Annotated in this window: 24 protein-coding genes; 11 read left to right on the top strand and 13 right to left on the bottom strand. The window is 60.2% G+C overall.

Annotated features, from left to right (window positions below; genetic code table 11):
* Positions 1 to 7: 7 nt before the first annotated feature.
* From ACORLH_RS02470 to ACORLH_RS02455, 4 genes are all read right to left on the bottom strand, one after another.
* Entirely contained in the window at positions 8 to 1,414 is a 1,407-nt protein-coding gene (locus ACORLH_RS02470) for a DUF1800 domain-containing protein (protein ID WP_321831025.1), read from the bottom strand.
* Positions 1,415 to 1,629: 215 nt separating this feature from the next.
* Positions 1,630 to 3,411, bottom strand: coding sequence for an aspartate--tRNA ligase (aspS, locus tag ACORLH_RS02465; RefSeq protein ID WP_321831023.1), 1,782 nt, complete (start codon positions 3,409 to 3,411; stop codon positions 1,630 to 1,632).
* A 222-nt stretch (positions 3,412 to 3,633) separates the two neighbouring features.
* The gene (locus ACORLH_RS02460) at positions 3,634 to 4,314 is read right to left on the bottom strand and encodes an aminotransferase class IV family protein (RefSeq protein WP_321831022.1); all 681 of its coding nucleotides are present in this window, start codon (positions 4,312 to 4,314) and stop codon (positions 3,634 to 3,636) included.
* Positions 4,251 to 5,390 (bottom strand): aminodeoxychorismate synthase component I, encoded by a 1,140-nt coding sequence (locus ACORLH_RS02455; RefSeq protein WP_321831021.1) that lies wholly within the window; start codon positions 5,388 to 5,390, stop codon positions 4,251 to 4,253. Before ACORLH_RS02455 ends, ACORLH_RS02460 begins: the two co-directional genes overlap by 64 nt.
* Before the next feature lie 207 nt (positions 5,391 to 5,597).
* Between ACORLH_RS02455 and carB the strand changes: the two genes are divergently transcribed.
* Positions 5,598 to 8,927 (top strand): carbamoyl-phosphate synthase large subunit, encoded by a 3,330-nt coding sequence (gene carB / locus ACORLH_RS02450; RefSeq protein WP_321831020.1) that lies wholly within the window; start codon positions 5,598 to 5,600, stop codon positions 8,925 to 8,927.
* Between the two features lie 440 nt (positions 8,928 to 9,367).
* Here the strand turns inward: carB and ACORLH_RS02445 are convergent, their stop codons facing one another.
* Together ACORLH_RS02445 and ACORLH_RS02440 are read right to left on the bottom strand one after the other, a co-directional pair.
* Positions 9,368 to 10,243 (bottom strand): helix-turn-helix transcriptional regulator, encoded by an 876-nt coding sequence (locus tag ACORLH_RS02445; protein ID WP_321831019.1) that lies wholly within the window; start codon positions 10,241 to 10,243, stop codon positions 9,368 to 9,370.
* A gap of 4 nt (positions 10,244 to 10,247) precedes the next feature.
* The gene (locus tag ACORLH_RS02440; protein WP_321831017.1) at positions 10,248 to 10,706 is read right to left on the bottom strand and encodes a hypothetical protein; all 459 of its coding nucleotides are present in this window, start codon (positions 10,704 to 10,706) and stop codon (positions 10,248 to 10,250) included.
* Positions 10,707 to 11,077: 371 nt separating this feature from the next.
* Between ACORLH_RS02440 and ACORLH_RS02435 the strand changes: the two genes are divergently transcribed.
* Positions 11,078 to 11,671 (top strand): thymidine kinase, encoded by a 594-nt coding sequence (locus ACORLH_RS02435; protein WP_321832760.1) that lies wholly within the window; start codon positions 11,078 to 11,080, stop codon positions 11,669 to 11,671.
* Between the two features lie 205 nt (positions 11,672 to 11,876).
* On the opposite strand, the gene ACORLH_RS02430 is transcribed toward ACORLH_RS02435, so the two are convergent.
* The 6 genes from ACORLH_RS02430 to ACORLH_RS02405 all read right to left on the bottom strand — a co-directional run bounded on the left by ACORLH_RS02430 (position 11,877) and on the right by ACORLH_RS02405 (position 16,373).
* Positions 11,877 to 12,998, bottom strand: a complete 1,122-nt coding sequence (locus ACORLH_RS02430) for a beta-ketoacyl-ACP synthase III (RefSeq protein ID WP_321831016.1) — start codon at positions 12,996 to 12,998, stop codon at positions 11,877 to 11,879.
* Positions 12,999 to 13,119: 121 nt separating this feature from the next.
* Positions 13,120 to 14,085: a D-glycerate dehydrogenase gene (locus ACORLH_RS02425; protein ID WP_321831015.1), complete on the bottom strand. Its 966-nt coding sequence runs from the start codon at positions 14,083 to 14,085 to the stop codon at positions 13,120 to 13,122.
* Entirely contained in the window at positions 14,085 to 14,459 is a 375-nt protein-coding gene (locus ACORLH_RS02420) for a tRNA-binding protein (RefSeq protein WP_058243386.1), read from the bottom strand. Before ACORLH_RS02420 ends, ACORLH_RS02425 begins: the two co-directional genes overlap by 1 nt.
* Positions 14,419 to 15,234, bottom strand: a complete 816-nt coding sequence (gene proC, locus ACORLH_RS02415; RefSeq protein ID WP_321831014.1) for a pyrroline-5-carboxylate reductase — start codon at positions 15,232 to 15,234, stop codon at positions 14,419 to 14,421. Before proC ends, ACORLH_RS02420 begins: the two co-directional genes overlap by 41 nt.
* A gap of 41 nt (positions 15,235 to 15,275) precedes the next feature.
* Positions 15,276 to 15,776 (bottom strand): YbjN domain-containing protein, encoded by a 501-nt coding sequence (locus ACORLH_RS02410; protein ID WP_058243388.1) that lies wholly within the window; start codon positions 15,774 to 15,776, stop codon positions 15,276 to 15,278.
* A 354-nt stretch (positions 15,777 to 16,130) separates the two neighbouring features.
* Positions 16,131 to 16,373, bottom strand: a complete 243-nt coding sequence (locus ACORLH_RS02405) for an accessory factor UbiK family protein (protein WP_058243389.1) — start codon at positions 16,371 to 16,373, stop codon at positions 16,131 to 16,133.
* A gap of 97 nt (positions 16,374 to 16,470) precedes the next feature.
* Between ACORLH_RS02405 and lgt the strand changes: the two genes are divergently transcribed.
* The 5 genes from lgt (at position 16,471) to ACORLH_RS02380 (ending at position 20,491) form a co-directional block, all read left to right on the top strand.
* Complete coding sequence (gene lgt / locus ACORLH_RS02400; protein WP_321831013.1) at positions 16,471 to 17,373, top strand: prolipoprotein diacylglyceryl transferase; 903 nt, start codon at positions 16,471 to 16,473, stop codon at positions 17,371 to 17,373.
* Positions 17,370 to 18,431 (top strand): class I SAM-dependent methyltransferase, encoded by a 1,062-nt coding sequence (locus ACORLH_RS02395; protein ID WP_321831011.1) that lies wholly within the window; start codon positions 17,370 to 17,372, stop codon positions 18,429 to 18,431. The genes lgt and ACORLH_RS02395 overlap by 4 nt, the downstream gene beginning before the upstream one ends.
* Positions 18,428 to 19,183 (top strand): peptidoglycan editing factor PgeF, encoded by a 756-nt coding sequence (gene pgeF, locus ACORLH_RS02390; RefSeq protein ID WP_321831009.1) that lies wholly within the window; start codon positions 18,428 to 18,430, stop codon positions 19,181 to 19,183. The genes ACORLH_RS02395 and pgeF overlap by 4 nt, the downstream gene beginning before the upstream one ends.
* A 249-nt stretch (positions 19,184 to 19,432) precedes the next feature.
* Positions 19,433 to 19,561, top strand: coding sequence for a hypothetical protein (locus tag ACORLH_RS02385; protein WP_321831008.1), 129 nt, complete (start codon positions 19,433 to 19,435; stop codon positions 19,559 to 19,561).
* Between the two features lie 171 nt (positions 19,562 to 19,732).
* A complete protein-coding gene (locus ACORLH_RS02380; protein WP_321831007.1) occupies positions 19,733 to 20,491 on the top strand; it encodes a Hint domain-containing protein in 759 nt (252 codons plus the stop codon).
* Between the two features lie 15 nt (positions 20,492 to 20,506).
* Here the strand turns inward: ACORLH_RS02380 and ACORLH_RS02375 are convergent, their stop codons facing one another.
* Positions 20,507 to 21,007: an Lrp/AsnC family transcriptional regulator gene (locus ACORLH_RS02375; protein WP_058243394.1), complete on the bottom strand. Its 501-nt coding sequence runs from the start codon at positions 21,005 to 21,007 to the stop codon at positions 20,507 to 20,509.
* Between the two features lie 197 nt (positions 21,008 to 21,204).
* Here ACORLH_RS02375 and trxB point away from each other — a divergent pair, with 197 nt between their 5' ends.
* The 4 genes from trxB (at position 21,205) to ACORLH_RS02355 (ending at position 25,467) form a co-directional block, all read left to right on the top strand.
* The gene (gene trxB, locus ACORLH_RS02370; protein WP_321831006.1) at positions 21,205 to 22,146 is read left to right on the top strand and encodes a thioredoxin-disulfide reductase; all 942 of its coding nucleotides are present in this window, start codon (positions 21,205 to 21,207) and stop codon (positions 22,144 to 22,146) included.
* 5 nt (positions 22,147 to 22,151) lie between these two features.
* Complete coding sequence (locus ACORLH_RS02365) at positions 22,152 to 22,487, top strand: ribonuclease E inhibitor RraB (protein ID WP_321831005.1); 336 nt, start codon at positions 22,152 to 22,154, stop codon at positions 22,485 to 22,487.
* A gap of 168 nt (positions 22,488 to 22,655) precedes the next feature.
* A complete protein-coding gene (locus ACORLH_RS02360; RefSeq protein WP_321831004.1) occupies positions 22,656 to 24,740 on the top strand; it encodes a bifunctional sulfate adenylyltransferase/adenylylsulfate kinase in 2,085 nt (694 codons plus the stop codon).
* A gap of 136 nt (positions 24,741 to 24,876) precedes the next feature.
* Positions 24,877 to 25,467, top strand: a complete 591-nt coding sequence (locus ACORLH_RS02355) for an NAD(P)H-dependent oxidoreductase (RefSeq protein ID WP_321831003.1) — start codon at positions 24,877 to 24,879, stop codon at positions 25,465 to 25,467.
* Positions 25,468 to 25,480: the final 13 nt, after the last annotated feature.

Raw genomic sequence — 25,480 nt, 5'->3', positions numbered from 1 at the left:
CTACCCCTCACTTCCGCTGAAACGCTGGTGAGGCCAACACCAGGGCCACCCCTTCGCGCCGGTCCTCAGCGGCGCTGGCGGCAAAACCCACCGCAGGCGGCGCCTCGGTCCCAAGGGTCTCCGTGACCAGAACCCGAGGGTCCGGCAATGCATCGGTCAGACGCTCCGGCGCCTTCAGCGCCCAATGCAACCGGCTGGTGAGGCCCTGCGGCGTCAACCAATTGGCATCACCCTCCTCCCAGCCGTCCGGCCCAAGCGGCGACAGCCAAGGTTGCCCCATGATCTCCATCGGACGCTGAAACAGCTGCACAATGAACTGATCCCGCGGGCGCCCCCGTTTCAGCTGGTAATAGCGATCCGGTGACACAGCCAAAGCCCGCATCGCCGCCGCCATAAACTCATCCGGCAGCCGGATGTTATGCAGCACCGGATCCATTGCAGCGGGATGGTTCAGCAAAACCTCATAGAGGGTGGGCAGATTGCCCTTGCTGTCCAGATAGGCGCGTTCCAGCGCGGTAATTAGATCTGTCGGGGGCGTATCCGAAATGAAATGCACCGCAAGTTTTTGCGCGATGTGACGGGCGGTGGCAGGATGGCGGGCCAGATCCTTTAGCACGGCATGGATGTCACCCAGCCGCGCCCGTCCGCCGCCATAAAGCTGGCCCAGAACCTCCTCCGCGCCGGGTTCCGCCAATTCGGCGCGAAACACCCGGCCCTTTTGCGGTGTGGCGGTCAGCCCGGTCAGCAGCTCCGCCAGTTGGCGGACATCGCGTTGGCTGTAGATGCCGTCCACGCCCAATGTGTGGAGTTCCAGCACCTCACGGGCCAGATTTTCGTTCAGACCCAGCTGGCCGTTTTTGCGCCGTGCTTTCAGGCTGTTGGGGCCGGTAGATTGGATCTGATCCAGATAATGCAGCATCAGGGGATGGGTGACCGCAGCGATCAGAAGATCCTCAAACCGGCCCAACAGATAGGGCCGGATCGCAGTGTCGACATAGGCCGCAGCTGCGCGTTTGACGGCACCGTTTTTGCCACGCGCGGTGAAATGATCCCCCCAGAAGGCCACCAGCCGTTCGCGAAATGCATCACGCGTCCAGACCCGCCGCATCATCACGGACCAGAGCCATGCGCGTTCCGACTGACGGCCAGCCTTGAACAGGGTTTTCAGCCGTTTGTCCGCCGCCGCCTTCTGCGCCGCGCTGCGGGCTTGCCGGATCTGACGCTGGATTTTCTGGGCCGTGGCGGCGCGTTGCTGCACCCGATCAAAGCCATCCACCGGGAAGGTCACCAGCATACGGTCGGCAGATCGCAACCGCGCCAACATCTCGGCAACCGAGTGGGGCGGCGCCAATTCGGGCCGCGGCGACAGGCCATAGCCAAATCGTTTCTCCGCCAAGATGGGGTCAAATGTCATCCCAAGGGTCCTCAGTGCTGCCAGCCCAGTCCAGTCCAGCCCGGTCCTGCTCCAGCCCCAACTGCAAATGCCGCGCCGTTTGCCCAGCCAGCGGGCCAGATACCGCGAAAATACCGCCATTCCCTTACGGAATCCTGAGCAACACCCTGCCCGCGCACAAGAAAAAACCCGGCTGCCAGGGCAACCGGGTTTTCATCGTGTCAATTTGGTCAGGATCAGTCCTGTGGGATCACCCGCAGGCCCAGCTCCATCAGCTGATCGCTGGTCGGATCAGAGGGCGCGTTCATCATCAGATCCTCAGCCCGCTGGTTCATCGGGAACATCACAACTTCGCGGATGTTCTGCTGATCGGCCAGCAGCATCACGATGCGGTCCACACCGGCGGCACAGCCACCGTGCGGCGGGGCACCGTATTGGAAGGCTTTGTAAAGGGCGCCAAAACGCTCCTTCACTTCGTCTTCACCGTAGCCGGCCAGTTCAAAGGCCTTCAGCATCACCTCAGGCTTGTGGTTCCGGATCGCGCCCGAGACCAGCTCATAACCGTTACAGGCCAGATCGTACTGGTAGCCCAGCACCTGCAGCGGATCGCCGTTCAGCGCCTCAAGGCCACCCTGCGGCATCGAGAAGGGGTTGTGTTCAAAGTCGATCTTGCCAGACTCTTCGTCCTGCTCATAGATCGGGAAGTCCACGATCCAGGCAAAGGCAAAACGGTCCTTGTCGATCAGGCCCAGCTCTTCGCCAATGACGTTGCGGGCACGGCCGGCAACTGCCTCAAACGCTTTCGGTTTGCCGCCCAGGAAGAAGGCCGCGTCGCCCACACCCAGACCCAGCTGCTGACGGATCGCCTCGGTGCGCTCGGGGCCGATGTTTTTGGCCAGCGGACCAGCGGCTTCCATACCGTCAGCGCCTTCACGCCAGAAGATGTAGCCCATGCCCGGCAGGCCTTCGCCCTGGGCAAATTTGTTCATGCGGTCACAGAACTTGCGGCTGCCACCGGTCAGGGCCGGGATCGCACGGATCTCAGTGCCTTCGTTTTCCAGCAGGTTGGCAAAGATCGCAAAGCCCGAACCACGGAAGTGCTCAGACACAACCTGCATCTTAATCGGGTTGCGCAGGTCCGGTTTGTCGCTGCCATACCACAGCGCCGCATCACGGTAGCTGATCTGCGGCCATTCAGCGGGGTTGTCGACCTTGCGGCCGCCGCCGAACTCTTCAAACACACCGGCCAGAACCGGCGCAATGGTGTCAAAGACGTCCTGCTGCTCCACAAAGGACATCTCCATGTCCAGCTGGTAGAAGTCGGTCGGCGAACGATCTGCACGCGGGTCTTCGTCACGGAAGCACGGTGCGATCTGGAAGTACTTATCGTAGCCCGCCACCATCATCAGCTGTTTGAACTGCTGCGGGGCCTGCGGCAGGGCGTAGAACTTGCCCGGATGCAGACGCGAAGGCACCAGGAAGTCACGTGCGCCTTCAGGGCTGGAGGCGGTGATGATCGGGGTCTGATATTCGCGGAAGTCATTGTCCCACATGCGCTGACGCATGGAGCGCACAACGTCCGAGCGCAGCTTCATGTTTTCCTGCATCACGTCGCGGCGCAGGTCCAGGAAGCGGTACTTCAGACGGGTTTCTTCCGGGTATTCCTGATCGCCAAAGACCATCAGCGGCAGCTCATCAGCTTTGCCCAGCACCTCAAGGTCACGGATGAACACTTCGATCTCACCGGTGGGGATCGCCGGGTTCACCAGGCTTTCGTCACGCGCCATGACGTTGCCTTCGATCTTGATGCACCATTCGGAACGCACCTTCTCCAGCTCGGCAAACACCGGGCTGTCAGGGTCAGCCATCACCTGGGTGATGCCATAATGGTCGCGCAGGTCGATAAACAGCAGACCGCCGTGGTCACGGACCCGGTGGACCCAGCCCGACAGGCGGACGGTTTCGTCCACGTTGGATTTGTTCAGCTCAGCGCAGGTATGGCTGCGATATGCGTGCATGGTGTGACCTTTCGTGATCGGGTCGTCTCTTCGGACAATCTTAGTATGTGCATCGTGGCGGATAGGGTGCGCCCACGGGCACACGGAATTCATCAAGGCCGATACACAAGGTTGCGACCGTGTTGTCAAGCAATGTGGGGAAATGAGCACATTCTAAGACGCAAAATCAGGAGATAGACCAAAGCGCAAACTGAACCAGTCGACGACAACAAAGTGTCCGCTTTAGCGTAACGGCCCCATAGGACCCAAATATTCGACAGCGATCTCTCCCCTCAGAGAGTTTCCTACCGTTACAGATTGCGCATGCCGCAGATCTTTGAGGGTGACAATTTGTTCTTTGACGCGCCCTTTATCCAACAGTCTTTGCCGTAAAACCCCCGGCAAGCACCCTGAGCTTAGCGGCGGAGTAACTTCCCCACCACGATGCAACCGTACGAAAACATTAGTGATCGTACCTTCGCAGATCTCATCGCGTTCATTGAGAAACAAAAGTTCGTCCACACCTTCTGGCAAATTTGAACGCACTTGGTCGTATAACTCACGCTGTGTGGTTTTGTGCTGCAGTCGCCAATCATCAGACCGAATCCGCTGATCAGCAATCGCGACTCTCCAAGGTCTGCGCAAAGGGGCCAGCGGCTGCGCTTCGAACTCTATGTCTCCAACCATTCCCACCGTCAAGCGACAGCGCATTGTCTCATCTGCAGCATAACTAGTTAATTGGCGCTCGATCCCCTTGCGATCCACAACGAAGCCTAAAGCTCGGGCGGACCGCTCCAATCGGCGGAGATGGCGTGACAAATCATGCATCCCCTGCCCCGGCACATAGCGGAAGGTCTCAATCAGGCGACATTTGGGATCGAGGGCGCGATGTCCTGCTGCGTCCGGGCAAAACGGCTTTTCCATAGGGCTTCCTCATATTCCGATGTGGCGGTGCTGTCCCAGACGACGCCGCCCCCCACGTTCAGCCGCGCCGTGTCACCCTCCAGCATCACGGTGCGAATGGCCACGTTAAATTCGGACCGCCCGTCTGGCGCGGCCCAGCCGATGGCGCCGCAGTAGATGTCACGCGGCCAGGGTTCCAGATCCCGCAGGATCTGCATAGACCGCAGCTTGGGCGCGCCCGTGATGGAACCACAGGGAAAGAGCGCGGTGAAAATCTCACTCAGGGTCACATCGGGGCGTAGCTCTGCCACCACTTTTGAAACCATCTGGTGCACGGTGGCATAGCTTTCGACCTTGAACAGTTCCGGCACCTTGACGCTGCCCGCCTCTGCCACCCGCGAGATGTCATTGCGCAGAAGGTCCACGATCATCAGGTTTTCCGCCCGATTCTTTTCATCCGTAGCCAGAAAATCGCGATTGCGCTGATCCTCCACCGGATCGGCGCTGCGGGGCTGGGTGCCTTTCATCGGGCGGGTCTCAATCGCGCCCTCAGCGGAAGTGCGGAAAAACAACTCGGGCGAACGCGACAGAATCGCCGGTCCCCGGTCGGGCAGCACCAAAGCGCCATAGCCCACCGGCTGCTGCGCCATCAGGCTGCCATAGATCGCCTCCGCCCCACCTTCGGCGCGCGCATCGATCGGAAAGGTCAGATTGGCCTGATAGATATCGCCGGCGCCAATATAGCCATGAACGGCATCAAAGGCGCGGCGGTACCGGGCGGCATCCCAACGCGGACGCAGATCCTGCAGGCCACCGCCGAGGGGCAAAGGTCCGGCCGCCACCGGGGCGTCATAGATGCCAAAACTCAGCAGAGGCAGGTGCCGGCCTTCGGGCATCAGGGGGGCAAGACGCGCCTCAAGCGCATAGCCCAGCTCATAAGAGGCATAGCCCGCAACCCATTTGCCCGCCGCCAAAGCAGCGTCCACAGCGGCCAGGGCCGTGGGCACATCCCCGGCCTCCTGCGCGGTGATCACAGCGCTGGCGTTTCGGAACCAAACCGGCGTTTCCTCCGGTCCTCGATCCATTCTGATCTGCATGTCGCGTCCCCGCGTTGCCCCTCAAGGCCTCCCCGCCCTGTGTATAGGGTGAAACGCAGGATTTGACAGGTCCCGGATGCGGCACATTACACTAGTTTTCCGAACCCTCTTGCGCCTTGCCCCGCGATGTCTATAACCCACGACAATTTGCGCGGAGCCGAGTCACCTGCCCCGCGTCCAGCTGCCCGCGAAACTATGAGGTCCGTCATGCCCAAAAGAACCGACATCTCCTCGATCATGATCATCGGCGCAGGGCCGATCGTCATCGGTCAGGCGTGTGAATTCGACTACTCCGGTGCCCAAGCCTGTAAAGCACTGCGAGAAGAGGGCTACCGCGTAATCCTCGTGAACTCGAACCCGGCCACCATCATGACCGACCCGGGTCTGGCCGACGCCACCTATATCGAACCGATCACCCCCGAGGTTGTTGCCAAGATCATCGAGAAAGAGCGCCCCGATGCGCTGCTGCCGACCATGGGGGGCCAGACCGGTCTGAACACCTCGCTGGCGCTGGAAGAGATGGGCGTGCTGGAGAAGTTCAACGTCGAAATGATCGGCGCCAAGCGCGATGCCATTGAAATGGCTGAAGATCGTAAGCTGTTCCGCGAAGCGATGGACCGTCTGGGCATCGAAAATCCGAAAGCCACCATCGTCACCGCACCGAAGAAAGAAGACGGCTCTGCCGATCTGGACGCCGGTGTGGCTCAGGCACTGGAAGAGCTGGATGAAATCGGCCTGCCCGCCATCATCCGCCCCGCCTTCACCCTCGGCGGCACCGGCGGTGGCGTGGCCTATAACCGCGAAGATTACATCCACTTCTGCCGCTCGGGCATGGACGCCAGCCCGGTGAACCAGATCCTCGTGGATGAGAGCCTGCTGGGCTGGAAAGAATATGAGATGGAGGTTGTGCGCGACAAAGCCGACAACGCCATCATCGTCTGCGCGATCGAAAACGTCGACCCGATGGGCGTGCACACAGGTGATTCGATCACCGTGGCCCCGGCGCTGACGCTGACCGACAAAGAATACCAGATCATGCGGACCCACTCGATCAACGTTCTGCGCGAGATCGGCGTGGAAACCGGTGGCTCCAACGTTCAGTGGGCGGTGAACCCCGCCGATGGCCGGATGGTTGTGATCGAAATGAACCCGCGGGTGTCGCGCTCCTCGGCGCTGGCTTCCAAGGCGACCGGTTTCCCGATTGCCAAGATCGCGGCCAAGCTGGCCGTTGGCTACACTCTGGATGAGCTGGACAATGACATCACCAAGGTGACCCCGGCCTCGTTTGAGCCGACCATCGACTATGTTGTCACCAAGATCCCGAAATTCGCCTTTGAGAAATTCCCCGGCTCCGAGCCCTACCTGACCACCGCGATGAAATCCGTGGGGGAAGCAATGGCGATCGGCCGCACCATCCACGAAAGCCTGCAGAAAGCGCTGGCCTCGATGGAATCGGGTCTGACCGGCTTTGATGAGGTCGAAATCCCCGGCGCGCCGGAAAAGGTTGCCGTGATCAAGGCGCTTGGCAAACAGACCCCGGATCGTCTGCGCACCATCGCTCAGGCGATGCGCCACGGTCTGACCAATGCCGAGATCCAGAACGTCACCTCGTTTGATCCCTGGTTCCTGGACCGCATCCGCGAAATCGTTGAGGCCGAAGAGGTCGTGCGCGCCGATGGCCTGCCGGTGACCGAAGAGGGCCTGCGCAAGCTGAAGATGCTGGGCTTCACCGATGCCCGTCTGGCCATCCTGACCGGCCGGACTGAGGCCAACGTGCGCCGCGCCCGCCAGAACCTGGGCGTCAAAGCCGTGTTCAAACGCATCGACACCTGCGCCGCCGAGTTTGAGGCGCAGACCCCCTACATGTATTCGACCTACGAAGCCCCTGCGATGGGCGACGTGGAATGCGAAGCCCGCCCAAGCGACCGCAAGAAAGTGGTCATTCTGGGTGGCGGTCCAAACCGGATCGGTCAGGGGATCGAGTTCGACTACTGCTGCTGTCACGCCTGCTACGCGCTGACGGATGCGGGTTATGAAACCATCATGATCAACTGCAACCCCGAGACCGTGTCGACCGACTATGACACCTCGGACCGTCTGTATTTTGAACCGCTGACCTTTGAGCACGTGATGGAAATCCTGCGGGTTGAGCAGGAAAACGGCACCCTGCACGGCGTGATCGTTCAGTTCGGCGGCCAGACCCCGCTGAAACTGGCCAACGCGCTGTTCGAAGAGGGCATTCCGATCCTCGGCACCAGCCCCGACGCGATTGACCTGGCCGAAGACCGCGAACGCTTCCAGGCGCTGGTCAACAAGCTGGAGCTGAAGCAGCCGAACAACGGCATCGCCTCGACCGACGCCGAAGCGCTGAAAATCGCCGAAGACATCGGCTTCCCGCTGGTGATCCGCCCCTCCTACGTGCTGGGTGGCCGTGCGATGGAAATCGTGCGCGACATGGCGCAGCTGGAACGCTACATCGCTGAGGCGGTTGTGGTCTCCGGTGACAGCCCCGTCCTGCTGGACAGCTACCTGTCCGGTGCCATCGAATGTGACGTTGACGCCCTGTCGGACGGCAAGACCGTTCACGTGACTGGCATCATGCAGCATATCGAAGAGGCCGGCGTACACTCGGGCGATAGCGCCTGTTCGCTGCCGCCCTACTCGCTGCCGGAAGACATCATCGTCGAAATCAAACGTCAGACCGAAGCGCTGGCCCTGTCGCTTGGTGTTGTTGGCCTGATGAACGTGCAGTTCGCGGTCAAAGACGGTGAGATCTACCTGATTGAGGTCAACCCGCGCGCCAGCCGGACCGTGCCGTTTGTGGCCAAAGCCACCGACAGCGCCATCGCCTCAATCGCCGCCCGCCTGATGGCCGGTGAGCCGATGGAGAATTTCCCCTTCCGTGGCGCCTACCCGTCGGATGCCAAACCCGGCACCCTGCCGATGGCCGATCCGATGACGCTGGCCGATCCCAACATGCCGTGGTTCTCGGTCAAAGAGGCGGTTCTGCCCTTCGCCCGTTTCCCCGGCGTGGACACCATTCTGGGCCCGGAAATGCGTTCGACCGGTGAGGTTATGGGTTGGGATACGTCCTTCCCGCTGGCCTTCCTCAAGGCGCAGCTGGGCGCGGGTACCGATCTGCCGCGTGATGGCCGTGTGTTCTTCTCGATCAAGGATGAAGACAAGACCGCAGCCAGCGCCGAAGCCGCCCGCACTCTGCTGGATCAAGGTTTCACCATCGTGGCCACCATCGGCACCAAGACCTGGCTGACCGAACAGGGCATCGACTGTGAGCAGGTGAACAAAGTCTACGAAGGCCGCCCCAACATTGTGGACGTGCTGAAAGACGGTGGCATCTCGCTGGTGATCAACACCACCGAAGGGGCGCAGGCTGTGAAAGACAGCTCCGCCATCCGTTCGGTCGCGCTCTATGACAAGATCCCCTATTTCACCACCGCCGCTGGTGCTCAGGCCGCCGCCGAAGCGATCAAAGCCCGCTCGGAAGGTGATTTTGGGGTGATGCCGCTGCAGGGCTAAACCCACTTCATACCCAAAACAAAGCCCCTGCCATCTGGCGGGGGCTTTTGCGTTTCATAGAATCGTTAACAGATAAATCACTCTCTGCACACGCACTCACCTGCTGTTTCATGCAGGTATCGGAAATGAACCTGCAACTAATTGCAGTCGCATTTGGCAGATCTTCTCAAATTCAATCACGACAACGTCACGAGGGATCCACTATACTTTTGGGTAGGGCAACACGGTAGCGGTATCCCCAACGCCCGCCCCAAGGCCCCAAACCAAGAAGTACCTATAGGTGTCGGCCCGTCCCGATACGGCTTTCCATAAGTCATTTTAGACTGCTTCGGGGGCTCCCTTCACGGGGAGCCTCTTATTCTTTGTGCCGCAATGATGGGTCTCTGCGTTGCCTTGAACGTCGCTGAAAATGACCGGTGCCAATGCCCGATACAGCGCCCTCAGGACAGGCTATCATCGCCCAGATCCGTGCCGTCCATCTGCAGCAGCACATTCTCTGAGTCCGGGTCAAGCGCCCGCTGCGGATCCGGCAACAGCCCAGCGCTCATCGCCAGCGCAGCGATTTCGGCACGGTTATGCGCTCCCGCCTTGGCCATCAGATTGTGCATCCGCTGGCGCAATGCGGAAACCGAGATGCCCAGCTTCTCGGCAATCACCTTGTCCTGATATCCCAGCCCCACCAGCGCCAACATCTCACGCTGTTTTTCACTGATATCATTGCGGACAAAAAACTCATGGGCAAAATGCGTCATGTAGCGCTGATGCGCAGACAGGGCAGCCACATGCAGAACCCAACCATGTGCTTTCACGATGGCCAGCATATCCCGCCGGGAATGATCGCCCAGAAACGCGATCAATCCCACCTGCGGTGGCGCATGCACCCGCAGAGGCACCGCAAAACCTGCCCGCAGACCACGACGCGCCGCTTCGCGCAGGACACCGACCCGCGCCTCCGGCAGGTGGAAGTTTTCCTCCACAAACTCCAACCCAAGCAGGATCGGGGTCAGGTGATGTCTGGCGTGCCCCTGAAAATAGGACCACCGCATCACCTCAGGATCTTGGTTTGCCTCATGCAGCCAGCGCGAATCGTAGGACGTGCGTGAAAACAGCATATGGTCCCAAGTCGGCGCCGAACTGGCGACATTGTAATCCACAAACGGCAGTTCAAGTGACCGGGCCAGCTGAACCAGCCGCAGCCAGACCGCTTCGGTCGTGTCGCAGTCTTCCAGATCACGCAGAAACCGGTGCAGCAGCTCAGGCGTATGCTGTTCGGCAGCGAACAACGCCCGAGGTGTATGCGATCCGGTTCCTGTCATATGGCTATACGCTCTCTTCTTCCAAATGCAGCTTCATCTCAATCAGCACCTGCTGCAGCGCCAAAGTTTCGCGCAGCATGCGTTTGGCTTCATTGATGCTGATCACACCGTCTTCGATGGATTGGTTATATTCAGCCATCAGCATAGCAAAGCGCTGGCTGAGTGTAATCACATCCGCATTAATACCGCCTGAACCTTCTGAATTGCGCCGCTCTTCGTTCAGCGACAGCGTGATCCCCTTCAGATCCGCCAGGGCCGAGGTCACATGCGGGAACGACGCCGCCTCTTCCAATGCGGCCACCGCATCCACCGGCATGAACCGGTCAGCATGTTCCGCATGATCCGAGTAATAGCGGCCCAGCGTTGCTTTGGATTTGCCGGTCAACTGACAGGCGGCTTCGATGCCAACGTCCTTCACCAGCGCCTCAGTGTGTTTCTTCAAATAGCCGGAAACCACAGTCATACTTTACCCTTGTCTGTCCCCAATGGGGAAATCACCCCTACCTTTCCCATTAGCGCGATGTCATGTTTTTGTCATTTATAAATCCACGCGGCACCCCTTGTGGCCGCGCGGGCAACCCCTCGGAACAGCCCTTAATTTATGAGTGCAGCGCCTCCTCCCGTCCGGGTTGGGCGTTGATGAGTGACACAAGGCACGATCAGGGACATCCCCGGAAGGCCCCCGCCTTCCCCCTGATCGGACAGACCCATGTCCCCAATCTCCTGTGTGATGTGGGTCTGTCGTGCCACGTTATTGCCGCCATCTGCTGCATGGCTCAAAACCCGGCAGGATCAGTCTTGAAACTGTCGCCCCGGGCGGCGATAGATGCGGGCATGGCCAAGCTCTATTTCAATTTCTCCACCATGAACGCCGGTAAATCGACGGTCCTGTTGCAGGCGTCCTACAACTACCGTGAACGCGGCATGCAGACCTATCTGATGACCGCGCAGTTTGACAATCGCGCCGGCGAAGGCCGCATTGCCAGCCGCATCGGTATTGGCGATGACGCCGACACCTTTGCACCGGGCGAAGACCTCTTTGCCAAGGTGGCGGCGCGGCTGGCCGAGGGTGGGGTTGCCTGTATCTTCATCGATGAGGCGCAGTTTCTGGAGAAAGAGCAGGTCTGGCAGCTGGCCCGTGTCGTCGACGACCTGAAGGTGCCGGTGATGTGCTACGGGCTGAGGGTGGATTTCCGCGGGGAGCTGTTCCCCGGCTCCGCTGCATTGCTGGCGCTGGCCGATGAGATGCGCGAAGTGCGCACCATCTGTCACTGCGGCAAGAAGGCAACGATGGTAGTGCGGATGGGCCCGGACCGGATCGCGCTCAAAGAAGGGGCGCAGGTGCAGATCGGCGGCAATGAGACCTATGTCAGCCTCTGCCGCAAACATTGGCGCACCGCGATGTCGGGTGAACCGGTGGCGGGCTAATGCCACGCAGATCGAGTGCTGCGCCTGACCCTAGGTGGGCGCAGTAAGCCAATCAGACCTGACGCGCCCGGACCGAGGGGAGAAGCGAAGCGCCCGGACCGAGGGGAGAAGCGAAGCGCCCGCCCCGTTGGGGGCGGTTCGGGCGCTGCCAAATCAGAGATTTGGCTTCTGGTACCTTTTACGTAGCGAGATTGGCCTTTACCCTTCACGCCTTCTCAACAATCACCGAACCGACCGAATAGCCCGCCCCGAAGGAGCAGATCAGCCCGATATCGCCTTTGGCCATATCGTCGGAGTATTTCGAGAACGCAATGATCGACCCGGCGGAAGAGGTATTGGCGTAGTCCTGTAGAATGTTGGGCTGCTCGCCTTTTTCCGGCACCCGGCCCAGGACCTTCTTGCCGATGAAATCATTCATGCCCTTATTGGCCTGATGCAGCCACATCCGCGACAGCTGATCCGAAGATCGGCCCTCTTCCTCCATATGCGCCAGAATATGGGCCGACACCATCGGCACCACCTCTTTGAACACCTTACGGCCGTTCTGCATGAACTGCATGTCCCGGCGGTCCGCCACGCCATCGGGGCGGGTGCGGCGCAGGAAGCCGTTGTTGTTGCGGATATTGTTGGAAAACTGCGTGGCGCAGCGGGTCGAATGGACGATGAAATGGTCGCCCTTGGCATCCTCAGCCCGTTCAATCACCACGGCCGTGGCCACATCCCCAAAGATGAAGTGGCAATCACGGTCGCGCCATTCCAAATGGCCCGAAGTAATTTCAGGGTTCACCACAATCGCGCAGCGGATCGAGCCCGAGCGCACCATATCCGCCGCCGCCTGAATGCCGAAGGTGGCCGAAGAACAGGCCACGTTCATGTCAAAACCAAAACCACCCGCGCCCAGCGCTTGCTGGATCTCAATCGCCACGGCGGGGTAGGCTCGCTCCATGTTGGAGGCGGCACAGATCACCAGATCAACCTCTTCACCGCTGCGCCCAGCGGCGGCCAGCGCTTTCTGGCAGGCGTCCAGTGCAATCTCGGTCATGATACCGGGTTCATCATCCGAGCGCTGGCGGAAATGCGGATACATCCGTTTCGGATCCAGCACACCTTCCTTGTCCAGCACATAGCGCTGCTCAATACCGGAGGCCTTGAAGATGAACTCGGCCGAGGAGTGTTCCTTCGCCTCAACCTCACCGGCGGCAATCGCCTCGGCGTTCTCTGCGTTGTAGAGATCAACATAGGCGTTGAAGCTCTCAACAAGCTCGTCGTTGGTGATGACATTGGAGGGGGTGAAGACCCCGCTCCCGGTGATGGCTGGCGTATACATGGGAACCCCCGGAAAATCTGGCTACCAGATCACCCGAGGGGGACCAAATGGTCAAGAGTTACCGCTAGGGCAGTGTCAGCGAAATCGGCAGCAAATCCACCGATTCCTCGGTTGCCAAAGGTCAAAGCGCGTTTGGCGGTGTCTCACCCTTGAAGAAGGCTTCGAGGTTGTCGAGCACCAGCATCCCCATATCCGTGCGCACATCCAGCGCCGCCGTACCCAGATGCGGCAGCAGCGTGACATTGTCCATCTGGCGCAGGGCTTCGGGCACCTCGGGCTCAAACTCATAGACGTCCAGACCCGCGCCACCGATCTGCCCCTGTTCGAGCGCAGCGATAAGCGCGGCCTCTTTCACCACATCGCCACGGGCGATGTTGATGAAATGGGCATGGCTTTGCATCGCGGCAAAGAAGGTGTCATCGATCAGGTGGTAAGTCTCGGCACTGCCGGGCACAGCAACCACAAACACATCGGCGCGCGCTGCCAGATCCAGCATAGACACTTGTTCGGCGTCAAAATCCATCTCCTTGGCCGAGCGATTGGCGTAAAGCACCTTCATGCCAAAACCAAAGTGACACCGCCGCGCGATGGCCTGACCGATCCGGCCCATGCCGACGATGCCAACCGTCTTACCCGAAACATGCAGCCCCAGCATCTGCGTCGGATGCCAACCCTGCCATTGCCCGGACCGCACCAGCCGCTCGCCTTCACCCGCCCGACGCGCGCTCATCAGCAACAGCGTCATCGCAGTATCGGCGGTGGCATCGGTCACCGCACCGGGGGTGTTGGTCACGGTTACGCCATGGCCGCGCGCGGCCTCAACATCAATGTGGTTATAGCCGACCCCAAAATTCGCCAGAATCCGGCAGCGCGGGCGACCAAATTCGGCAAAGATCTTATCCGAGAATTTATCGCCCAGCGTCGGCATCATCCCATCATAGAGCGCCAGCGCGGAGCGCATTTCGGCCTCACTCATCGGCAGGTTGCTGTCGCGCCATTCCACGTCAAACAGCGCCTCAGCCCGTTGCGCAACCGCGTCGGGCAAGGGGCGTGAAATCAACACCCGTGGGGTTCCGGACCGCGCCATCAGTGCATCCTCCCGCCCAAAGGAACCTCTTGGTCCGGCGACAAGAGCACAATGCCGCCCTCTGCGTCCGATACACCCAGCACCAGCACCTCAGACATGAAGCGACCGATCTGGCGCGGCGGGAAGTTCACCACAGCCATGACCTGTTTGCCGATCAGCGCCTCGGGCGTGTAATGCGCCGTCACCTGGGCCGAGGTCTTCTTCTCCCCCAGTTCGGGGCCGAAATCGATCCACATCTTGATCGCCGGTTTGCGCGCCTCCGGATAGGGTTCAGCACGCACCACCTTACCGGCGCGGATGTCCACCTTCAGGAAATCATCAAAACTCAACTCATCAGCCACGGGCCAGCTCCTTTGAGCGTTTGACGGCCGCATCCACGGCCTTGTTCAACAAAGAGGGGAAGCCTGACTGGTCATCCATCAGCACCTCCAGCGCGGCCTGGGTGGTGCCATTGGGGCTGGTCACATTCACCCGCAACTGCGCCGGATCCTCTGCCGCGGCCTCAGCCAATGCACCCGCGCCGCCAACAGTGGCCTTGGCCAGCTGCATCGACAGTTCCGGCGACAGACCCTGTGCTTCGCCGGCCTTGGCCAGCGTCTCAATCAGGTGGAAAACATAAGCGGGTCCCGAGCCAGAGACGCCGGTCACCGCATCAATCTGATCTTCGGTCTCCAGACGCACCACCTGCCCCACCGCCTGCAACAGCGCCTCAGCCAGATCCAGCGCAGCGGCGCTGACATGGGTGTTGCCGATAATGGCGGTGATGCCACGGCCAATGGCGGCCGGGGTGTTGGGCATCGCCCGCACAATCGGGGTTTGCCCACCCAGCACGGCCTCAAACTGCGCGATTGGGGTGCCCGCCGCGACCGAGACAAACATCGTCTCACCATTGCCCATCGCCGCCAGCACCGGCAGGGCTTCACCCATCATCTGCGGTTTCACCGCCACCAGCACAATCGCCGGGTCGGCAGGCAGGTCGGTGTTGATGTGAACGCCCGTGCCCTTCAGCCAGTCGGACGGATAGGGATCCAGCACATAGACCGAACCCGCAGGCAGACCGTCGTTCAGCCAGCCCTCCAGCATGGCCGATCCCATCTTGCCGCAGCCCAGTAGCACCAGCCCTTTGCTGGCCACATGTTGCATGTCCATGATTGCCCCTCCCGGTATCTTAAACCCTTTGGGGCGGAGTGTTACGCGCGTCCGTAAGCCTCTGCAATGGCGACTTGGATCGCCTCTTTCGGCGAACGGTCGCCCCAGATCACCAGTTGCAGCGCCGGATAGTAGCGTTCAGCGTTGGCCACAGCCGCACCGATCATCATATCCACCTGTTCCGCACAGGCGTCCTGACCGCCAGCCAGCAGCAGACCGTAGCGGAACACCATCAGGTTCTGCTTTTCCCAGAAGGTGAAGCTGCCGCTCCAGCATTGGTCATTCACGGTGTTGAGCATCTCATACACCGCCGGCAGCCGATCCTTGGGCGGTTCCAGCTCAAAGGTGCAGATCAGCCGCAGCGCCTCTTCGTGTTCGGACCAGGCCAATGTCAGCGTATAAGTCCGCCACTGACCTTCGACCGCCATGGCGATCTGGTCTTCGGCGATACGGTCAAAATCCCATTTGTGATGTTCAGCGATATATTCGACCAGATCGATCGGATGCAGATCACCCGCCATATACTCTTCAGTCAAAGCCATCTTGCCACCTCATGCTCTTGCCTCGGCAACCCATTTTCAGGTGTTTCCCTGGGAGGCTTGGCAGCGCCTCTATGGTTTGTTGCCTGCTCTAACGGTCGGTGAATTTCCCCCAGACCTTACAAGATATGGTGCCTGCGGCGCTGAATCCTGTAAACCCCTATCTTTGGGGATAACCTCAATAACTTGTGGATGAAATAAATCGAGACGCGAAAAGCTGTGGGTATCTCTAGGCAAAATACAGCTCCGCCCCAAAAAGAAAGGCGCCCCCGCATCCGGGGCCGCCTGCCAAAATCTTAGGCTGATTTGCGCCGATGACGTGGTCAGATGGCCCCAGCTACTGTGGGACCGAACCGATCACTTATCCGCTTCCAGCGCATCAAGGCGCGCTTTCAGCGCTTCATTTTCTTCGCGGGCCTTCTGGGCCATCGCGCGCACGGCGTCGAACTCTTCGCGGGTGACAAAGTCACGATCGGCCAACCAGCGGTCCATCACGCTTTTCATCGCGTTTTCCGCTTCGTCTTTGGCGCCCTGTGCCACGCCCATGGCGTTGGTCATCAGCTGCGACATATCATCGAGAAACTTGTTGCGGGTCTGCATGAGGCTCTCCAGCGTTGCAATTTGATCCCTATATGGGGTGGAACGACAAAAGTCACAAGGTTGACTTCACCCCAAAGCCAGAGGCACAGAGACGCATATGCAGGCTATGATCCCCTTTCCCGATATTTCGCCCGAGATCTTCTCGATCTCGCTCTTTGGCATCACCTTTGCGCTGCGCTGGTATGCGCTGGCCTATATCGGGGGCATCCTGATTGGCTGGCGGCTGATCGTCATGGCGGTATCACGCCCGCAGCTCTGGCCCGGTGACACGGCGCCGATGAGCAAAGAACAGGTGGAGGATCTGCTGACCTGGATCATCCTTGGCGTCATTCTGGGCGGCCGACTAGGCTATGTGCTGTTTTACAAACCCGCCTATTACCTCAGCAATCCCAGTGAGATCCTGATGGTCTGGGAGGGCGGCATGGCTTTCCACGGCGGGTTCCTTGGGGTGGTTGTGGCTGCCTGGATCTGGGCCGGACGGCAGGGCGTCAACCGGTTGAGCCTTGGTGACAGTCTGGCGCTGGCCGTGCCGACCGGCCTGCTGCTGGGGCGGGTTGCGAATTTCATCAACGGTGAACTTTGGGGCCGCCCAACCGATGTGCCCTGGGGCGTGGCCTTTCCCGGCCCCTCCGCACAGACCTGCGAAGGGGTGATCGGACTTTGCGCGCGCCATCCCTCGCAGCTTTATGAGGCGGCGCTTGAGGGGCTGATCCTTGGCACGTTGCTATTGGTACTGGCCTTCCGCCGCGGCGGGTTGAAAGTACCCGGCCAGTTGATGGGCCTTTTTGTTGCCGGTTACGGGCTGTCGCGGTTTATTGTCGAGTTCTTCCGTCAGGCCGACGATCAATTCATCACCCTCGACAATCCGATGGGCTATGTCATCCAGCTGGGGCAAGCAGGGGTGACAATGGGACAAATTTTGTCACTTCCTATGCTGCTGATTGGTCTTGCGATCTTCTTCTGGGCGCGCCGCCAACCGCGCCAAGGGGCCCCTGCATGAGCGCCATGCTGGGCCACCTGCTGGAACGCATCAATGACACCGGCCCCCTGACCGTGGCCGATTACATGGCCGAATGCCTGCTGCATCCGACCTTGGGCTACTACACCACCCGCGATCCGCTTGGGGCCGCGGGCGACTTCACCACCGCACCGGAAATCAGCCAGATGTTTGGCGAATTGGTCGGCCTGTCGCTGGCGCAAAGCTGGCTGGATCAAGGCGCCCCATCCCGCATCATTCTGGCCGAAGCTGGCCCGGGACGCGGCACGCTGATGGCTGATATCCTGCGGGCCACCCGCGCCGTACCGGGCTTTCACGCCGCCCTGTCGGTGCATCTGGTTGAGGCCTCGCCGGTGTTGCGCGACCGCCAGCGCGACGCGCTGCAAGGCCATGAGGTGACATGGCATGACACATTGGCGGATCTGCCCGAGGCGCCGATGTGGCTGGTGGCAAACGAGTTTTTTGATGCCCTGCCGATCCGTCAGTTTATTCGCGACGGCGAGGGTTGGCGCGAAAAACGGGTGATCACTCAGGACGGCGAACTGGGGTTTGCCCTTGGCGGGATTGCCCCGGTTGCCGCGCTGGACCACCGTTTGGCCGAGACGGAGACCGGCGATCTGGTGGAGGTCTGCCCCGCCGCCTCGCCACTGGCGGCGGAGATTGGGCGACGCATCAATGAACACGGCGGTGCGGCGCTGATCTTTGACTACGGCGACTGGCACAGCACCGGCGACACGCTGCAAGCGGTGAAATCGCACCAAAAAGTGAACCCGCTGGCCGGCCCCGGTGAGGCGGATCTGACCGCCCATGTGGATTTCGAACAGCTGGCACTGGCCAGCCCCAGCGCCCATAGCCTTATGACATCACAGGGTGTTTTCCTGGAACGACTGGGCATCACGCAGCGCGCACAGGCCCTGGCCACACGCGCCACCGGTGCCGCGCTGGACGATCTGATTGCCGCACATCGCCGCTTGACGCACCCCGAGGAAATGGGGACGCTCTTCAAGGTGATCGGCCTTTACCCCGCACCCCAACCCCCGCCGCCCGGACTTGACGCATGACTTTGGAAATCCTGACCTCTGACCTGCTGGCGCCTGTGCGCCACGGCTTCTTCACCCGCAAAGGCGGCGCCTCTTCGGGCATTTTTGAAGGGCTGAACTGTGGTCAGGGCTCCAGCGATCAGGCAGAAATTGTCGAAATCAACCGCAGCCGCGTTGCCGATGCGATGGAGGTGGCGCTGCAGGGTCTGGTGACAGTGCATCAAGTCCATTCGGCCGAGGTTGCAGTGGTGGACGCGCCGTTGACCGACAGGCCCAAAGCCGACGCGATTGTGACCAAGACCCCGGGTCTGGCGCTGGGTATCCTGACCGCCGATTGTCAGCCCGTGCTGTTTGCCGACCACACGGCAGGCGTGATTGGTGCCGCCCATGCGGGCTGGCGCGGTGCGGTGGCAGGCGTTTTGGACAATACGATCGCTGCAATGGAAGAGCTGGGCGCAAAGCGCGATCGCATCCACGCGGTGATCGGCCCCTGCATCAGCCAGCGCGCCTATGAAGTGGGGCCGGAACTGCTGGATGATTTCATGGCCGAAGACGCCACAAACAGCCGGTTCTTTGCCCAAGGCGCAGGTGACCGATATCAGTTCGACTTGCCCGCCTTTGGCCTGCACAAGCTGCGGACGGCGGGCATTGGCCAAGCAGAATGGAGCCGGCATTGCACCTATTCCGACCCTGACAGGTTCTATTCCTACCGTCTGAGCACCCATGAAGGGCAGGCCGACTACGGGCGCTTGATCTCCTGCATTCGACTGTAGCGCGATTTCGACGCAACAAAGCGGCACAATTGCGACCGTCTTGGTGGTAGCGGGTCGCTGAATGTTGGAATTTAGTGTTTAAATGCAGCGCTTTACGCGGATTTACACCCGCGCCTTCACATTTCACCAAATTGCCTTATTTGCCCAGCCAGGCGCCGTATCTTGGCCCAAATGGACCCTCATATTGATCTCAACCAACCGGCACAGCAAGTGCCAGAGATTGAGACTAGAGTGAGCAGGAGCCAAGTGATGAAACGTCAGAAACGCTGGATGAAATCTGTGATCGAAACCTCGAAAACTGATCTGCCGGCGATGCCCTGGGCCGCCCGCAAGCTGGCGGTCAAACCATCCAAAGCTCCGATCAAACGTGCCGCCTAACGGTGGCCCACCCGAGTTTACCTGCATTCTTAACCAGTGAGGATGTTGTGTGAGTGAAGGGCCGCCCCGAAAGGGGCGGTTCTCTTACAATTCAGGGTCGCGATTTTTGCGCCGCCCGCCTGTTGTAAACGCGCCCGCCCCCGATGGGCGCTTCGAAGAAAGAGTATTGTTTTGAATTCCATCCTGCCCACCGCCCTGACGGCCAAGCCGCATCGCCGCCCTGCCCCGCAAACTTCCAGCGGGCGGACCCTGACGAAACGTCCGCTGATGCGCCGCTATGAATGCCTGACCCAGACCACCACCCACACATTGGTTGCGCCTGCGATGCCGCTGTTTGAGGCAGCGTTTTCCGCCTTTGCCCGCGGAACGGTCTTCAAGACAAGTCAGGGCGCCTGCCCGGTGGAGGATCTCTATCCCGGGATGATGTTGGAAACGGTGGAATTTGGCGCCCAGCCGCTGTTGTGGCGGGGATCCATGAACATTGTGCCCAATACCCCTACCGATCATCCCGAAAGCCAGCAGCTGGCGCGGGTGATGCAGGGGTCGTTTGGGTTTGCCCGCCCTGAAAGTGATCTGATGCTTGGCCCGGCAGCGCAGGTTGTGCGCCCTGGCGCCGGCGGCCTGAGCGGCCCGGCGCAGCAGCTCACACCAATCGCGGATCTGGAGGATGGCAACACGGTGTTTCGCACCGCGCCGCCGTCATCCGTGCAGGTGTTTCATCTGTTGCTGCCGCAGCAGTCCAGCCTGATTGCCAACGGCGTGCAATTGGCCAGCTATCATCCGCAGATGGAAAAGGTGCGCCTCTTGGGGCCGAACATGAAACAGCTATTCATGTCCTTCTTCCCGCATATCAAACGGCCCGAAGATTTTGGCGCCCCACTGGTCGGCGGCAGCACGCGGGTGCGGGATGCAGAACTGAATTGGGCCTAACGGGTGGTTTTAGGCTCAGGCCATCCGGCTGAGCCGTTCCTCCAGCACCTCAAAGGGTACGCCCGGTTCATCTTTGGCGCTGCGGATCACCAGTGAGGTTTTGACTGAAGCCACATTCGGCGCCTTCAGCAGATCACCGGTCAGGAAGGCCTGAAACGTGCTGAGATCCGGCGCGACGCATTTCAAGATGAAATCCACCTCACCGTTGAGCATGTTGCATTCGCGGACCAGCGGCCAGTCACGACAGCGGGTTTCAAACTCACTCAGATCGCTTTCGGCTTGGCTCTGCAGGCCGACCATCGCGTAGACCTGAACCTCAAAGCCCAGCTCCCGCGAATCAACCTCAGCGTGATAGCCCTTGATATACCCCGCCTCTTCCAGAGTGCGCACACGGCGCAGACAGGGCGGCGCTGAGATGCCCACACGTTTGGCCAGCTCGACATTTGTCATGCGGCCGTCAGCTTGCAATTCAGCGAGGATTTTACGATCGATGGGATCCAGCCGCGATGAGGGCATAACACACTCTCCTTTGATCGGTTTCTTATACCACCACGCAAATCACGCGCAACATTATTTCGTTGACCCAAGGACAGCTTTCCAGATGTTTGGAATTTGCACCTAAACGCGCTTTTGAAGAGCTGGGCCTTTTCTGACCTCACCGCCTTGTCTATATGCGTTTGTGACTGAATTTTCTGGAATGAGAGGGCCCCGAAATGGCCGAAACACGTCACACCAAGGTTCTGATCGTCGGCTCTGGCCCGGCAGGCTACACCGCCGGCGTTTACGCGGCCCGCGCCATGCTGTCGCCGATCCTAGTTCAGGGTATTGAGCCCGGTGGTCAGTTGACCACCACAACCGAGGTGGAAAACTACCCCTCCTTCGTCGAGGTTCAGGGCCCTGAGCTGATGATGAAGATGGAAGAGCACGCCCGCGCCATGGGCACTGAGGTGATCGGCGATATCATCACCGAGCTCGACACCAGCAAACGCCCCTTCACCGCCAAGGGTGACAGCGGCACCATCTACACCGCCGATGCCGTCATTCTGGCCACCGGTGCGCGCGCCAAATGGCTGGGGCTGGACAGTGAAGAATCCTACAAAGGCTTCGGCGTGTCGGCCTGTGCCACCTGTGACGGGTTCTTTTACCGCGGTCAGGAGATCGTTGTAGTCGGCGGCGGCAACACCGCTGTGGAAGAGGCGCTGTTCCTGACGAACTTTGCCTCCAAGGTGACCTTGATCCACCGCCGCGATGAGCTGCGCGCGGAGAAGATCCTGCAGGACCGTCTGTTCAAGAATGAGAAGATCGAAACCCTCTGGTTCCATGAGCTGGAAGAGGTTGTGGGCGAAGACAACCCCAAGGGCGTCACCGGTGTGAAGGTGAAACACACCAAAACTGGTGAGATCTCTGAGATCCCGGCCAAAGGTGTGTTTATCGCCATCGGCCACGCCCCTGCCAATGAGCTGGTGAAGGATGTGCTGGAACTGCACAACGGCGGCTATGTCAAAGTGACCCCCGGCACCACCGAAACCTCGATCCCGGGTATCTTTGCCGCGGGCGATCTGACCGATCACAAATACCGTCAGGCTGTGACCTCGGCTGGCATGGGCTGTATGGCCGCGCTGGATGCTGAGCGTTTCCTGGCTGAGCAGGAGTAAGCGCCGTGGCGCATGATTTTGACAGCCAAAAGGCCGAGACATTCTCGGCCTTTTCCGATCTGCAGGCCGAGGGTCCATTGCCCACCGAGGCAGATCTGGACCTGTTCTTTGTCCCCGTCGATGCGGATGCTGATTGGCGCCCCGCCGCCCAGGCGCTGGCGGATCTGGGGTTTGAAACCCAATGGATCACCGGCGCCGAAGATGAGCCCGACACCCTGATCGCCACTATGGCCGATCACCTGATCAGCGCCGCCGCCATCTGGACCGCTGAAGAGCTGGCCACCAAGGCTGCGCTTGAAAATGGCTTTGCCCCGGACGGCTGGGGTTTTGCGGAAAACTGATCTAACAGAACCACATCCCACGCCAGCAAGGTGGCGTGGGAAACCTGTCTTACTTTCCCTTCAAATGCTGCAACTGCAAAAAATTCCTTTGTGAAAACTGCATTCTGTGCAATGTGTTCACGCGTGAACAAACATTGAGTCGCAGTAAGAGTCGCAAAGAGTCCCGGTATGACCGCCCCAAAATCCAATATCTTAGCCGCTGAGGAAGACATGCGCTTCCGTCTGCTGCGCCAGCTGGACACTGCGCCTGACGCAACCCAGCGCGCCACGGCCGAGGCCCTGGGCATTTCGCTGGGACGATTGAACACGCTATTGCGCAAAACGGCCGAAAAGGGGCTGATCGACATTTCAGCCCGCGATGGCCCCGACAAGCGCCAACGTTATGCCTATGCCATCACGGCGCGCGGCGCGGCCGAGAAGAACCGGCTCACCGATCAATTCCTGAAACGAAAATTTGCAGAGTATGAAGCTCTGCACGCAGAACTTACCGGAACAACCAGCGGGTTGGTTCCCTTCAAGAGTAGGATGCAAATCATGCAAAACAATCTGGCTCCCATCCCTGAGCTTTATGTCTCTTATGAGTCGGCCCAGAAAATGAAGACCGAAGCAGCTGATCTGGTCAGCTGGGATCTGACCCCGCGCCAGATCTGCGATCTGGAACTGCTGATGAACGGTGGCTTCAACCCGCTGAAGGGCTTCCTAAGCGAGGAAGACTACAACGGTGTGGTTGAGAACATGCGCCTGGCCGACGGGTCGCTGTGGCCGATGCCGATCAACCTGGATGTGTCCGAAGAGTTTGCCAGCAAGCTGGAAGACGGTCAGGACATCGCCCTGCGCGATCAGGAAGGTGTGATCCTGGCCACCATGACCGTCACCGACAACTGGGTGCCGAACAAAGCACGTGAGGCCGAGAAGGTTTTTGGTGCTGATGACGATGCCCACCCGGCGGTGAACTACCTGCACAATCAGGCCGGCAAGGTCTATCTGGGCGGCCCGGTAACCGGCATTCAACAGCCGGTTCACTATGATTTCCGCGCCCGCCGCGACACCCCGAACGAATTGCGCGCCTATTTCCGCAAGATGGGCTGGCGCAAGGTTGTCGCCTTCCAGACCCGCAACCCGCTGCACCGCGCACACCAGGAACTGACCTTCCGCGCGGCACGTGAAGCGCAGGCCAACCTGCTGATCCACCCTGTTGTCGGCATGACCAAACCCGGTGACGTGGACCACTTCACCCGCGTGCGCTGCTATGAGGCGGTGCTGGACAAGTACCCGCAGGCCACCACCTCGATGTCGCTGCTGAACCTGGCGATGCGGATGGCGGGCCCGCGTGAAGCGGTTTGGCACGGTCTGATCCGCGCCAACCACGGCTGCACCCACTTCATCGTTGGCCGCGACCACGCTGGCCCCGGCAAGAACTCGGCCGGTGAAGACTTCTACGGTCCTTATGACGCGCAGGATCTGTTCCGCGAGTATCAGGATGAAATCGGCATCGAAATGGTCGACTTCAAACACATGGTCTACGTGCAGGAGCGCGCCCAATACGAACCCGCCGATGAGATCGAAGATAAGGATGACGTCACCATCCTGAACATCTCGGGCACCGAGCTGCGCCGCCGTCTGGCTGAAGGTCTGGAAATCCCCGAGTGGTTCTCCTTCCCTGAGGTGGTGCGTGAGTTGCGCCGCACCAAACCGCCGCGTTCCAAACAGGGTTTCACCGTGTTCTTCACCGGTTTCTCGGGTTCCGGCAAATCCACCATCGCCAACGCGTTGATGGTCAAGCTGATGGAGATGGGCGGCCGCCCCGTGACCCTGCTGGACGGGGACATCGTGCGGAAGAACCTGTCGAGCGAGCTGGGCTTCTCCAAGGAGCACCGCGACCTCAACATCAAACGCATCGGCTATGTGGCCTCGGAAATCACCAAGAACGGCGGTATCGCCATCTGTGCCCCGATCGCCCCCTACGCGGCCACCCGCCGTCATGTGCGTGAAGAGATCGAGCAATATGGTGCCTTTGTGGAAATCCACGTCGCCACTTCGATCGAGGAATGTGAACGCCGCGACCGCAAGGGCCTCTACAAGCTGGCGCGTGAAGGCAAGATCAAAGAGTTCACCGGTATCTCGGATCCCTATGACGTGCCCGCGAACCCCGAACTGTCGGTTGAGACCGAAAACGTCGAGGTCGACAACTGCGCTCATCAGGTTCTGCTGAAGCTGGAATCCATGGGCCTGATCTCGGGCGCCTGGGCCTAAGCACCGGGACATATGACAGAGGAAGCCCTGCCAACTGGCGGGGCTTTTTCTTTGCGGCAGGCGAAATTTTCCTTGATCTAAACCACCCTTGAGGTCCTAGAGAGCCTGCATCATCCCATAAACACACAGGCCAAAGATGCACGTTCTCACCGTTCTGGATCACCCGAATCTCAACTCCTTCAGCCATGCTGTGGCGCAGTCCTTTATGGCAGGCACCGAGGCGGCGGGGCATACAACTGAGCTGGCGGACCTCAACGCCGAAGGCTTCAATCCGCTATGGTCCCAATCTGACATTGACCCGGATGCGCCGGGCGCTGACCTCTCGGATGTGAGTGCTGAGCAAGAGCGCATCGCGCGGGCTGATGCGGTCTGTCTAGTGTTTCCGCTGTTCTGGTGGGGGATGCCGGCGATGACCAAAGGTTGGGTGGATCGGGTCTGGCGCTGGGGTTGGGCCTATGACCAGCTGGATGACCCGGAAAAATCGCTGCAACGGCCCCGGAGCGGGGTTTTGCTGATCCCGGCCGGTGCGCGGTCAGATGAGATTGAACAGGAAGGTTATGGCGCCGCGCTGGAAACCGCCTGGATCAAAGGCACCTTTGGTTACTTTGGCCTCAGCCCGCGGAAGATGGAGCTGCTGTGCGGATCCACCGGATCTGAGCCGCGGCGCAAGGCCTTGTTGGCGCGCAGTTTTGAGGTGGGGCGCACCCTGCCCCCACCCGCCAGTTAACGAAAGCCCCGCG

The sequence above is a fragment of the Thalassovita sp. genome (assembly GCF_963691685.1).
In the GTDB taxonomy this organism is placed as follows: Bacteria; Pseudomonadota; Alphaproteobacteria; order Rhodobacterales; family Rhodobacteraceae; genus Thalassobius.
The sequence above is the reverse complement of the archived record's forward strand: the minus strand, read 5'-3'. Positions and strand labels throughout refer to the sequence as shown.